This window comes from Pseudomonas sp. NPDC090752, from assembly GCF_055584805.1.
This window is the reverse complement of the sequence record NZ_JBVJLI010000001.1, coordinates 384,516-396,302: the sequence shown is the minus strand read 5'-3', so window position 1 is coordinate 396,302 and position 11,787 is coordinate 384,516. Positions and strand designations below refer to the sequence as shown.

Sequence of the window (11,787 nt, the reverse complement as noted above, 5' to 3'; positions counted from 1 at the left end):
TTAGAGGCGCGCCGGTCCAGGTGACCCTTTCAAGCGTGCGAGTGTGGTGGAATTGGTATACACAGCAGACTTAAAATCTGTCGGCGTGAGCCTTGCGGGTTCGAGTCCCGCCACTCGCACCATATTCCTGTAAAAGGCGCCCATGAGGCGCCTTTTTACTGTACGGCGGAAATCCTTAGCGCACCTGCTAGAGTGGAGCTTGTCACCGCCCATTGGAATTTCGCCATGCGCTACTCCCTATTTGCTGGTCAACGCGATGCCATCATCCTCATCGCCCGCATACTCCTGATGATCCTCTTCGTGATTTCTGGCTGGGCCAAGCTGACCGGGTTCGAAGGCACGGTCGGCTACATGACCTCACTGGGCGCCCCCGCCCCCATGCTTGCCGCAGCGGTAGCGGTGATCATGGAATTCTTCGTTGCCATCATTCTGATTCTGGGTTTCTACACCCGTCCGCTGGCCTTCCTGTTCGCCCTGTTCGTGCTGGGCACAGCACTGCTTGGCCACCCGTTCTGGAACATGGTCGACCCTGAGCGCGCCGCCAACATGACCCAGTTCCTGAAAAACTCGAGCATCGTTGGCGGCCTGTTGTTGCTGGCGGTAAGCGGCCCCGGGCGCTTCTCGCTCGACGGGCGCTGAATCAGTCGTCCAGGTCGTCGTGCCAGGCTGGGTGATCGCGCTCGTCGTCATCAAGGTCATCCATCCCTGCTTCGTCTACCTCGACCTCATCCTCGGCACCCTGGGCGTCTGCTTCGGGTTCGAAGTCCTCGTAGAAAAATTCGTGATCGAGCAGGTGATCGTGCTCGGGCTCGTGCAGGTCGTCATTGTCGCGCATGGTTGCTCCTGGGATTTGGGTTCGCCTGTAAGCCGCATCGTCATCCGGGGTCAATGAATTGTGGTTAATGCTGACTTAACCGGCGGGCTTCATCCTACAGCCTTTCCCTTCAAACGCTCCTTGCCCGCCTTCACGGCGGGTTTTTTTTGCCCGCCAGGTGCTGCGGCCTGCATGTCGTGCAAGAAGGGGAATGACCGCGTGTCGACAAACTCTTCACGATTTCATGACATGTGCTTTGCGACATTACCCTTGCTTCGTACGTTCTTTAGGCCCGCCACCTCTTGTTGGCGGGTTTTTCTTTTTCTGGGCTGCGCACTCGAGGAAGAAACCACCAAGCCCGCTCAAGACTAGAGACTCGGAGTCTCCGTCCCTTTATTTTGGCACTCTTGGCTTTTTTTACCCACAAAGAAAAACCCCGCAGACGTTAATCTGCGGGGCTTTCGAATGGTGGAGGCCGAGGTCGGAATCGAACCGGCGTAGACGGATTTGCAATCCGGAGCATAACCACTTTGCTACTCGGCCTCAAAGTTCGGATCTAGCTGCTTGCGCTTCTATCTCCTTGAAACACCGAACCTTTTTCAAAGTTTCCTGCGTTTCGATGGGCGCCATTATGTCTGCATTCATCCAACCTTGCAACCCCCTGAACATAAAAAATATTCAAGGCGTTCAAGGTGTTAGCGCAAGCGGCCCAGTTTGCTCCACAAGCCCACCACGGTGTTCTCCACCGTGCCGCTGGCAGCTATGCCGATACGCTCCTGCAGGCTTTTGCGTTCGGCATAATGCAGGTGGAACAGGTTGGCATTGCGGGCGCGGTCGCTGAGGTACTCGTCACTGGTCTGCAATTGATCCACCAATTGGCGATTCAGCGCAGCGACGCCCAACCAGACCTCACCGGTGGCCACCTCGTCTATGTGCAACTGTGGGCGATAACGCGAGACGAAATCCTTGAACAGCTGGTGCGTGATGTCCAGATCTTCCTGGAACTTCTCCCGCCCTTTATCGGTGTTCTCGCCGAATACGGTCAGGGTGCGTTTGTATTCGCCTGCGGTCAGCACCTCGAAATCGATATCGTGCTTCTTCAGCAACCGGTTGACGTTGGGTAACTGCGCAACCACGCCTATCGAGCCCAGCACAGCGAAAGGCGCGCTGACAATTTTCTCGCCGATACAGGCCATCATGTAACCGCCGCTGGCGGCCACCTTGTCGATGCACACGGTCAGCGGGATGCCGGCCTGACGGATACGCGCCAGCTGCGACGCGGCCAGGCCGTAGCTGTGCACCAGGCCACCACCGCTTTCCAGGCGCAGGACCACTTCGTCTCGCGGCGTGGCCAGGGTCAGCAGTGCAGTGATCTCGTTGCGCAGGCTCTCTGTGGCAGAGGCTTTGATGTCGCCATCAAAGTCGAGCACGAAAACCCGACTCTTCTCCTCTGCCTTGCCCTTCTTCTGCTGTTTTTCTGCCTTGGCCTGCTGCTTGCGCAGGGCCTTGAGCTGGGCTTTGTCGAGCAGGCCCGACTCCAGGCGCTCGCGCAGCTCTTTATAGAACTCATTGAGACGGGTGACCTGCAACTGCCCCCCAGCCTTGCGCCGGCCCTTGCCGCGCAGACCGGCAATGGCGGACAACACCACCAGTATGGCAATCACCAGGGTGGCGGTTTTAGCGAGAAAGCTTGCGTATTCGGCAAGAAACTCCACGTTGACTCCTTCATGAACCAGCGCCTTTAAGGCGCGAAACTGTAGCAAGCATACCGGTGCGACCGTGGCACTGCCAGCGGCGGTAAACGCTAGCAACATAGTTCAAACGACCTTTTCAAACGCTTGTATGTTTTTTCGTTGACAGCCCGAGTAGCGCGTCCTAACCTCGCATCAACCTTCAAGCGGCCGGACATTTTTGTGGGCAACCTCTACCTGATCCGACATGGCCAAGCCTCCTTTGGTGCCGACGACTATGACGTCCTGTCGCCGGTGGGCGTCCAACAAAGCAAGGCGCTGGGCGAGCATTTCGCGCAGCTGGGCCTGAGGTTGGACCGTTGCGTTGCGGGTAACCTGCGCCGTCAGCAAGACACCGCGCGATTGGCACTCACAGCATTGCAAGACAATGGCCACGCAACTCCGGCCGTTGAAACCGACTCGGCGTTCAATGAGTTCGATGCCGACGGCGTGATTCGCGCCCTGCTGCCGGGTCTGTTACCAGACGAGCCAAACGCACGACACATATTGCGCAACGGTACGCAGAATCGCAGCGAATTCCAGCGCCTGTTCGCTCTGATGGTGCAGCGCTGGCATGCCGGCGAACATGCCGACGACGGCCTGGAAACCTGGCAGGCATTTACTTCCCGGGTCAACGCCGGCCTGCAGCGTGTGCTGGACACCGCCGGCAGTGGCGACAACATCGCCGTGTTCACCTCCGGTGGCAGCATTGCCGCCCTGCTCCATCTGGTTACTGGAATTACCCCCAGTCAGGCCTTCGCGCTGAACTGGCAGATCATCAACACGTCGCTCAGCCAGCTGAAATTCCGTGGCCGCGACGTGACGCTGGCTTCCTTCAACAGCCAAGCACATGTACAGCTGTTGAAGGTGCCGGAGCTCATTACTTATCGATGAGCCCGGCCCATTGTGTCCTTGCGGACGCGAATAATTACTTAATAAGGAATACACCATGAGCGACGTAGCTAAAGCAGTCGAAGCGATGAAAGCAAAGTTCAATCCCGCCGCTGCCGCCGGCCTGGACCTGGTGTTCGGCTTCAATATCACCGATGAAGACAAGCACTACGCACTGCTCGTCAAGGATGGCACCTGCGAGATCCAGGAAGGCGAAAACGCCGATGCCAACTGCACCCTGGTCCTGGACAGCGAAACCCTGAAAGGCATCGTCAGCGGTGAAACCGACGGCATGCAGGCCTTCATGGGCGGCAAGCTGCGCGTCGAGGGCGACATGATGCTGTCGATGAAGCTCAGCGAGCTGTTCCCTTCCTGAGTGACGGGCACGCCAAGCGATGCGAAAACCGAAGCCCGAACGGCTTCGGTTTTTTTTTGCCCAACTGTGGCATTCGGGGCAGTGATCGGCCGGCAACACCCTCACCTATAGGGCGTTTGGCACGCTTGTTCCAGAGCAGCAACGCCATTAGATTAGCCAATAATCCTTGCGACTTATAATAAGGAAAACGCATGACGCTCACCGACCAGTCCACCCAGGTACGCCCCGGCGAAGAACTCGACGCGGACGTCATCGACGCTTACCTCAAGGCCAACATCGCAAGCCTTGAAGGCATGCCGCGGATCAGCCAGTTTCCCGGCGGCGCGTCCAACCTGACTTATCTGGTTGCCTACCCGTGCCGCGAATTCGTGTTGCGGCGGCCGCCGTTCGGCCAGAAAGCCAAGTCTGCCCACGACATGGGCCGGGAATTTCGCATTCTCAACCAGCTCAACAGCGGCTTCCCGTACTGCCCCAAAGCCTACGCCCACTGTACCGACGAAACGCTGATCGGCGGCGAGTTTTATGTGATGGAGCGGGTCAACGGCATCATCCTGCGCTCGGACATTCCTGCCGAGCTTGGCCTGGATGCCAAGCGCACCGAAGCGCTGTGCAAAAGCTTCATCGACCGCCTGGTAAAACTGCATCAAGTCGACTATCAGGCCTGCGGCCTGGCCGACCTGGGCAAGCCGGAAGGCTATGTGCAGCGCCAAATCGACGGCTGGACCAGCCGCTATGAAAAAGCCCTCACGCCCGATGCCCCACGCTGGGAACACGTCATCGCCTGGCTGCACGAGAAGATGCCCGCCGACCATCCGCGCCCAGGCATCGTGCACAACGACTACCGCTTCGACAACGTGATCCTCGACGCCGACAACCCCATGCGCATCATCGGCGTGCTCGACTGGGAGATGGCCACGATTGGCGATCCGCTGATGGACCTTGGGAACAGCCTGGCCTACTGGATCGAGGCAAGCGACCCGGCCCCCGTGCAACTGATGCGCCGCCAACCGAGCAATGCCCCCGGCATGCTCACTCGCCGCCAGTTCGTCGACTACTACGCCGAGCGCGCAGGCATCAGCCTCGACAACTTCGATTACTACTACTGTTACGGCCTCTTCCGCCTGGCGGGCATCGTCCAGCAGATCTACTACCGCTTCTATCACGGCCAGACCCAGGACAAGCGCTTCGCCCAATTCATCCACATGAACCGGTTGCTTGAGCAAATGAGCTTGCAGGTCATCGCCAAATCCACGCTCTGACGACAGACAACAAGGAAAACAGCATGTCCAAGACCCACCTGTTCGACCTCGATGGCAAGATCGCTTTCGTTTCCGGCGCCAGCCGTGGCATTGGCGAGGCCATCGCCCACCTGCTGGCGCAGCAAGGCGCCCATGTGATCGTTTCCAGTCGTAAGCTCGATGGCTGCCAGCAGGTGGCCGACGCGATCATCGCGGCAGGCGGCAAGGCCACCGCAGTGGCGTGCCACATCGGTGAACTGGAGCAGATCCAGCAGGTCTTCGCCGGCATCCGCGAACAGTTCGGGCGCCTGGATGTGCTGGTCAACAACGCCGCCACCAATCCTCAGTTCTGCAACGTCCTGGACACCGACCCGAACGCCTTCCAGAAGACCGTTGACGTCAATATCCGCGGCTATTTCTTCATGTCGGTGGAAGCCGGCAAGCTGATGCGCGAAAACGGTGGCGGCAGCATCATCAACGTGGCCTCGATCAACGGTGTTTCGCCTGGCCACTTCCAGGGCATCTACTCGGTGACCAAGGCCGCAGTGATCAACATGACCAAGGTCTTCGCCAAGGAATGTGCGCAGTTCGGCATCCGCTGCAACGCCCTGCTGCCAGGCCTGACCGACACCAAGTTCGCCTCGGCACTGGTGAAGAACGACGCCATCCTCAATGCCGCACTGCAGCAGATCCCGCTCAAGCGCGTGGCCGACCCCAAGGAAATGGCCGGCGCGGTGCTGTACCTGGCCAGCGACGCGTCCAGCTACACCACAGGCACCGCGCTCAATGTGGACGGCGGCTACCTGTCCTGATCAAGCCTTGATCGCCTGCAGCGTGTAGCTGAGCGGCAGGCGCTCGGGACACTCTCGCAGGCGCCACTCGCCGTCGGGGCCTTTGTCCATCTGCCCCGGCAGCGCCTCCCAGGGGATGCTCTGGTGCTCGACCAGGGCCGTTAGTTGCAGGCCGTGCGCCAACAAGGCGCTGATGACCTCGCCGAGGCCGTGGTTCCACTCATGGGTTTCGGTCTGTGTGAGGCGCTGGTCACTGTCGACGTAAGTCTGGTCGGTATGCCATACCGTGGGCGTCTCGTGCTCGAAGTACGGATACTCCAACTGCAGCCGATCCTGCTGGTCCTCGTTGACCGCCATAAGCATCGGGTGCCCATCACGCAAGAACAAGCGTCCTCCCGGCTTGAGTAAGGTCGCCACGGTTCGGGCCCAGGGCTCGATACGTGGTAGCCAGCAGAGTGCGCCAATACCGGTGTAAACCAGGTCGAACGTACCCGCCTGCAGCACCTGATCAGCCTGATAGACATCGGCTTCGACATACTCGATCAGCGTACTGCAACGCTTGGCCAACTGGCGTGCTTCTGCCAGCGAAGCTGCCGAGTAATCCAGGCCGCTGACCTGTGCGCCCAACCGTGCCAGCGAAAGGGTGTCGGTACCGATATGACATTGCAGGTGGACGGTTCGCAGGCCGTGAATGTCGCCGAGCCGTGGCAGGTCGAAGCGCACGGTTTCCGAGAGATGGGCAGGCTGCTGGACCAGTCGCTCGACCTCGTAGTCCTTCGAGGCGGCATGCAGGGGGGCACGTTCGTTCCAGCTGGCACGGTTGAGTTGCTGTGATCGGTCCATGGTGAACATCCTTGTTGCCATTTTTGGTAGGTTGATTGACCCTGCTCAAGCACTACAAGCAGGTAGCCGCCGCCGCACGGCGTTGCAACGCCACACCATCGTTCTTCTGCGCATAGTAGTCCACCCGCGTGCCGCCGCCCTGTGGATACACATCCACAAACGATTCCGCTTCGCGGGTATAGACTGTCAGCCCGCCTTGCTTGCGAGGCTCCAGGTAACCACTGGCGTCATCCCCGAACACATCCTCTTTCTGCCAACTGAACTGAATGCATTGGGCCACCAGTTCCGGCGCCTTGCGCGAGTCGAGTTGCACAGTCGGCTTACCGCCACGTGCCGTATCCATGGTCGCTGAAGCGCAACCGACCAACACCAGCGCTGCAGCCATCGGCAGAATCGCTCGCATGTTCCATCCTCGGGGCAAAAAAGAAAGCGACTCTAGCACTGCCGGGCAGGGCGAGTGAATTGTCCCGCGCTGGCTGCTGTCGCAGATAAAGCATGCCTACAACAGGAGATTTGTCATGAAAGCACGCCATCTTTTGCCTTCGCTGTTCCTCGCCGCCCTGCCCTGCCTGCCCATGGTCGCTTCAGCTGCGCCATCGGCCGAAGAAAGTATCACTGCTCCGGAAACCCATAACCGCGAACTCAAAGTCGGTGACAAAGCGCCGGATCAATACAAGCGCGACGACCAGACTGTCAAGGACTGGAAGGCCAAGGGATTGCCGGCACCCGAGAAGGAAAGCCACTGGGTGCGTATGGGTGAGCACTATGTACTGGTGCAGATTACCAATGGCGTCGTGCTTGCTATCCACCCTGCCTCCTAACTCAGGGCATCAAGCTGCGCCGCTCATCGCCGGCGCAGCAAATCTTGTCCGCTCAGGAAACCAAATGGATCAATCACAGTCCTAGCAAGTGTCCCGTAAACCTATGCGGATCAAGGACCTATATCGTGATGACCCGCCTTGCAAGCTTTTCGCTGATCGGTGCATTCCTGCTTCTCGCCGGCTGCCACCACCATTACCACGATAACGATGACGGCTGGCGCGACGGCGATCGCGGCCATCGTCACCACCATCGGCACGATCGCGACGATGATGATCGCCGCTACCGTGACCGCGACTACCGTTGATACGTCTTTCCACTCCACACATAAACTGATGATTCTTCCGAGGCTCTTATCATGCGTCTGACTTTGCCTTCCCTTGCTCTTGGCCTGCTGCTGTGCCAAGGCGCTTTCGCCGGTGACGGTACTGCCGCCATTGGCGGCGGCCTGGGTGGTGTCCTGGGTAACGTTGTCGGCAAACAGCTCGGCGGCAGCACCGGTGCGGCCATCGGTGCTGGCGTGGGTGGCGCCGCGGGCAGCGCGGTCGCCGCGCGCAAGGGCAACCGCACCGAAGCCGCCATCGGCGGGGGCCTAGGTTCGGCTGGCGGCTCGCTGCTGGGCGGCAAGGTTGGCGGCTCGGCCGGCTCGACCATCGGTGCTGGCCTGGGCGGCGCGGCCGGTGGCGCCATCGGCAATCACCTCGGTGACAATAACGGCAAGAAGCACCGCCGTCACCGTCACTGAGTCATGCAGCACCAGGGCCGCCTTCGCGGCCCTTTTTGTTCAAGCGCTCGCGCGAACCCTGCAACACATCAATACCACCTTCACTACAAACTGCCACACTGACTGCTACTGTCATCCGTGCCCTTTGAGTGAAGGAACACCCCCGCCCCATGAACCAGGAACTGCTCTGGGTACTCGGCCTGCTGGCTGTCGTCGTCGTCCTCTTCGTCATCAACCGTCCGCGCATGGACGTGGTCGCCCTGCTGGTGATCCTTGCCCTGCCTTTGATGGGAATCCTCACCGTCGACCAGGCGCTGGCCGGTTTCAGCGACCCCAACGTGGTGCTGATCGCCGCCTTGTTCGTGATCGGCGAGGGGCTGGTACGCACTGGCATCGCCTACCGCATCGGTGAATGGATGAGCGCGCGTGCCGGCGACAGCGAGGCGCGCCTGCTGGTGTTGCTGATGGTGTCGGTGGCCGGGCTGGGCTCGGTGATGAGTTCGACCGGCGTGGTCGCAATTTTCATTCCGGTAGTGCTGAGCATCGCCGCGCGCCTGCGAATTTCCCCCAGCCGCCTGATGATGCCGCTGAGCTTCGCTGGCCTGATCAGCGGCATGCTCAGCCTGGTGGCCACGCCGCCAAACGTGGTGGTGCACAGCGAGCTGGTGCGCCATGGCGAACAAGGGTTCAGCTTCTTCAGCTTCACCCCTTTCGGCCTGGTAGTGCTGGTGCTCGGCATCGGTTATATGCTGCTGACGCGCAATTGGCTGAACGGTGAAGTTCGCAAGGACGGCCGGGTGGAAAGCCGCCGTACCCTGCTCGACCTGGTGCTCGACTACAAACTCAATGGCCGCGAGCGACGCCTGCGTATTCGCCCACACTCCCCCCTGATCGGTCACACCCTCGGTGAGTTGGCGCTGCGTACCCGACATGGCGCCAACGTGATCGGCATCGAGCGCCAGCACAAGTTCACCACGCGGGTAATCGCCGCTGACTCCAACACCGTGCTGCATCAAGGTGATGTCCTGCTGCTCGACTTGTTCGCCAATCGCGACGACCTGCGCAACTTGTGCCAGACCATGCAACTTGAACCCCTGCACTTCAAGGCCGCCTACTTCATCGACCAGTCCCAGGAGCTGGGCATGGCCGAAGTCTCGCTGCCTCCCGGCTCGCAACTGATCGGCAAAAGCATCCTGGATCTTGCCTTCCGCACCCGCTATGACCTCAACGTGGTCGGCCTGCGCCGCGAGCAGGCAGCGATCGAAGAGCAACTGGTGGAGGAGCCGCTGCGCCAGGGCGATACGCTGCTGGTGGTCGGCCTCTGGAAGGCGGTGCGCCAGCTGCAAAGCCAACCGAAGGACTTCCTGGTGTTGAGCTTGCCCGCGGAAATCGACCAGGTCGCACCGGCGCGCGTTCGCGCGCCCTACGCCTTGATCAGCCTGGCAGTAATGGTCGGGCTGATGGTCAGCGGTGCGGTGCCCAACGTAATCGCCGCGCTGATCGGTTGCTTGCTGATGGGTGCCGGGCGTTGCATCGACATGAACAGCGCCTACCGGGCGATCCACTGGCAAAGCCTGATATTGATCGTCGGCATGCTACCGTTTGCTCAGGCCCTGCAGAAAACCGGCGGCATCGACCTGGCAGTTGGCGGGTTGGTCAGTTTGCTGGGCGGCGCCGGCCCGCTCGTCATGCTCGCCTGCCTGTTCATGGTGACCGCCGTGATCGGCCTGTTCATCTCCAATACCGCCACGGCGGTACTCATGGCGCCCGTGGCCATCAGCACCGCAGCTCAGCTGGGCATGTCGCCTTACCCGTTCGCAATGACCGTGGCTCTGGCCGCCTCGGCGGCATTCATGACCCCGGTCTCCTCGCCGGTAAACACCCTCGTGCTGGGCCCTGGTCAGTACCGCTTTGCCGATTTCATCAAGGTCGGTGTGCCCTTCACTGTACTGGTGATGCTGGTGACGGTGTTGATGGTGCCTTGGTTCTACGGGCTATGAGGGATACAGCGACATGCAGGCTATTTGGCATTATCCTGCACGATTGCGGCAGATTGACATCAACTAGCCTGTGGAAACACACTGTTACGTTATTGCCCCAGGTGCCTGCAGCCGTTGTCCTGGATTTCGTCTCCGCTTGTCGGTCGAACCTATGGTTTTCCCAGCCCAATCGCGCTTGTTACCCTTTGTCGCCCTTTTCGGGCTGACCTTTGCCCTGACCCTAGGTGGGATTCTGGCCCGGCCAATCGAATCTCTGTCGTTGTTCTGGCCGGTCAATGCCGTGCTGGCCGGCATGCTGTTGCGCTATCCGCGCCAGGCCGGCCCGATTGGGTTCGTCTTGGTTTGGCTGGCGATGGTCGCCGCCGACTTGGTCTGCGGCAGCGCCTGGGCGCCGGCGCTGTGGTTCAATCTGTGCAACCTGAGTGTGGTGGTGACAGTGTGGCTGTTGCTGACACGCCTGCCGCGCCAGCACCGACGCCTGCGCAGTCCGCAGGGGGTACTCAGTATGTTCGGCGCCAGCACCGCAGGTGCAGCGGTGGCGGCCAGCCTTGCCTGCGTGATGGCCGCACCGTGGTTCGAGCAATCATTGCGCGCCACCTGGATGGCCTGGTTCAGCGAGCAGTTTTCGACCAGCGTGCTGGTATTACCCGTGCTGCTTACCGCGCCTTCGGCCCGTGCGCTGGTGCGTAGTGGCGCCCAGGCGATCCGCCTGGCCCCCCTGCTGGTGCTGCTGGCGTCGCTGGCCTTGAGCATTCTCTTCGGCGGGCCGGGAGCGATTGCCTTCCCGATCGCAGCGCTATTGTGGTGCGCCTGGACCTACTCGCCGTTCCTGGTATCCCTGCTGACACTCACGGCCGGCAGTACGTTGATCGTCGCTGTGGCGCAGAACCTCATGCATTTCAGCGTGCCGCAGAGCGAACCGGGAGTCACCACACTGATGTCCGCGCGCCTGGGCATCGCCATGCTGGTACTCGGGCCACTGGTGGTCGCCTGTGTCAGCCAGGCCAATCGCAGCCTGCTGGCACGCCTGGCGCATCAGGCCACCGTCGACCACCTGACCGGCGTGCTGACCCGCAGCGCCTTTACCCAGCGCGCCAGCGCCCTGCTCGACAGTCGCCAGGTGCATGCCCAGGCACTGCCGCTGACCTTGATGATGCTGGATATCGACCACTTCAAATCAATCAATGACCACCATGGCCACGGCGTGGGTGACCAAGTGCTGCGTCAGTTCGCCCGTACGTTGCAAGACCAGCTGCACGACGGCGAGCTGCTGGCGCGCATGGGTGGAGAAGAGTTTGTGGTGCTGCTTCCGGGGCTTGCACCAGAGCGCGCGAAGTTCACCGCAGAACGCTTGCGCCGGGCCGTGCAGGACCTGTACGTGGCTCAAGGCGATGCGCGCCTGCAGATCACTGTCAGCATCGGCCTCGCCGGCTGCGCCGCCGAAGTCGCGGCACCAGGCCTTGACGAACTATTGGCACACGCGGACCAGGCGCTCTACCGCGCCAAGGCCCACGGCCGCAATCGCGTCGAACTGGCCGAAGCGCAGCGCCAGGTGGTCTGA

14 protein-coding genes and 2 tRNA genes are annotated in these 11,787 nt (G+C 60.8%); 11 read left to right on the top strand and 5 right to left on the bottom strand.

Annotation, left to right across the window (positions count from 1 at the left end):
- The first annotated feature begins 37 nt into the window (after positions 1–37).
- A tRNA-Leu gene (locus ACZ6YA_RS01625) sits at positions 38–122 on the top strand.
- A gap of 103 nt (positions 123–225) precedes the next feature.
- Positions 226–639: a DoxX family protein gene (locus ACZ6YA_RS01620; RefSeq protein WP_465895008.1), complete on the top strand. Its 414-nt coding sequence runs from the start codon at positions 226–228 to the stop codon at positions 637–639.
- A gap of 1 nt (position 640) precedes the next feature.
- On the opposite strand, the gene ACZ6YA_RS01615 is transcribed toward ACZ6YA_RS01620, so the two are convergent.
- The 3 genes from ACZ6YA_RS01615 to sohB form a co-directional block, all read right to left on the bottom strand.
- Positions 641–835 (bottom strand): hypothetical protein, encoded by a 195-nt coding sequence (locus ACZ6YA_RS01615; RefSeq protein WP_465895007.1) that lies wholly within the window; start codon positions 833–835, stop codon positions 641–643.
- A 448-nt stretch (positions 836–1,283) separates the two neighbouring features.
- A tRNA-Cys gene (locus ACZ6YA_RS01610) sits at positions 1,284–1,357 on the bottom strand.
- Between the two features lie 152 nt (positions 1,358–1,509).
- A complete protein-coding gene (gene sohB / locus ACZ6YA_RS01605) occupies positions 1,510–2,529 on the bottom strand; it encodes a protease SohB (RefSeq protein WP_465895006.1) in 1,020 nt (339 codons plus the stop codon).
- A 198-nt stretch (positions 2,530–2,727) separates the two neighbouring features.
- Between sohB and ACZ6YA_RS01600 the strand changes: the two genes are divergently transcribed.
- The 4 genes from ACZ6YA_RS01600 (at position 2,728) to ACZ6YA_RS01585 (ending at position 5,861) form a co-directional block, all read left to right on the top strand.
- Entirely contained in the window at positions 2,728–3,438 is a 711-nt protein-coding gene (locus ACZ6YA_RS01600) for a histidine phosphatase family protein (protein WP_465895005.1), read from the top strand.
- A gap of 55 nt (positions 3,439–3,493) precedes the next feature.
- Complete coding sequence (locus ACZ6YA_RS01595) at positions 3,494–3,811, top strand: SCP2 sterol-binding domain-containing protein (protein WP_400727441.1); 318 nt, start codon at positions 3,494–3,496, stop codon at positions 3,809–3,811.
- A gap of 191 nt (positions 3,812–4,002) precedes the next feature.
- Positions 4,003–5,070 carry a phosphotransferase family protein gene (locus tag ACZ6YA_RS01590; RefSeq protein WP_465895004.1) on the top strand — a complete coding sequence of 356 codons (1,068 nt, stop codon included), beginning with the start codon at positions 4,003–4,005 and terminating at the stop codon, positions 5,068–5,070.
- 23 nt (positions 5,071–5,093) lie between these two features.
- A complete protein-coding gene (locus ACZ6YA_RS01585; RefSeq protein WP_400794380.1) occupies positions 5,094–5,861 on the top strand; it encodes an SDR family oxidoreductase in 768 nt (255 codons plus the stop codon).
- Here ACZ6YA_RS01585 and ACZ6YA_RS01580 read toward each other — a convergent pair whose 3' ends face one another.
- Entirely contained in the window at positions 5,862–6,683 is an 822-nt protein-coding gene (locus tag ACZ6YA_RS01580) for a class I SAM-dependent methyltransferase (protein WP_465895002.1), read from the bottom strand.
- A gap of 52 nt (positions 6,684–6,735) precedes the next feature.
- The gene (locus ACZ6YA_RS01575) at positions 6,736–7,086 is read right to left on the bottom strand and encodes a hypothetical protein (protein WP_465895000.1); all 351 of its coding nucleotides are present in this window, start codon (positions 7,084–7,086) and stop codon (positions 6,736–6,738) included.
- 115 nt (positions 7,087–7,201) lie between these two features.
- Between ACZ6YA_RS01575 and ACZ6YA_RS01570 the strand changes: the two genes are divergently transcribed.
- From ACZ6YA_RS01570 to ACZ6YA_RS01550, 5 genes are all read left to right on the top strand, one after another.
- On the top strand, positions 7,202–7,504 hold the full coding sequence (locus ACZ6YA_RS01570) for an RcnB family protein (protein WP_465894999.1): 303 nt from the start codon (positions 7,202–7,204) through the stop codon (positions 7,502–7,504).
- A 125-nt stretch (positions 7,505–7,629) separates the two neighbouring features.
- On the top strand, positions 7,630–7,809 hold the full coding sequence (locus ACZ6YA_RS01565; protein WP_465895334.1) for a hypothetical protein: 180 nt from the start codon (positions 7,630–7,632) through the stop codon (positions 7,807–7,809).
- Positions 7,810–7,860: 51 nt separating this feature from the next.
- On the top strand, positions 7,861–8,247 hold the full coding sequence (locus ACZ6YA_RS01560) for a glycine zipper domain-containing protein (RefSeq protein WP_400794370.1): 387 nt from the start codon (positions 7,861–7,863) through the stop codon (positions 8,245–8,247).
- Between the two features lie 149 nt (positions 8,248–8,396).
- Entirely contained in the window at positions 8,397–10,226 is a 1,830-nt protein-coding gene (locus tag ACZ6YA_RS01555) for an SLC13 family permease (RefSeq protein WP_465894998.1), read from the top strand.
- A 136-nt stretch (positions 10,227–10,362) separates the two neighbouring features.
- Positions 10,363–11,787, top strand: coding sequence for a GGDEF domain-containing protein (locus ACZ6YA_RS01550; protein ID WP_465894997.1), 1,425 nt, complete (start codon positions 10,363–10,365; stop codon positions 11,785–11,787).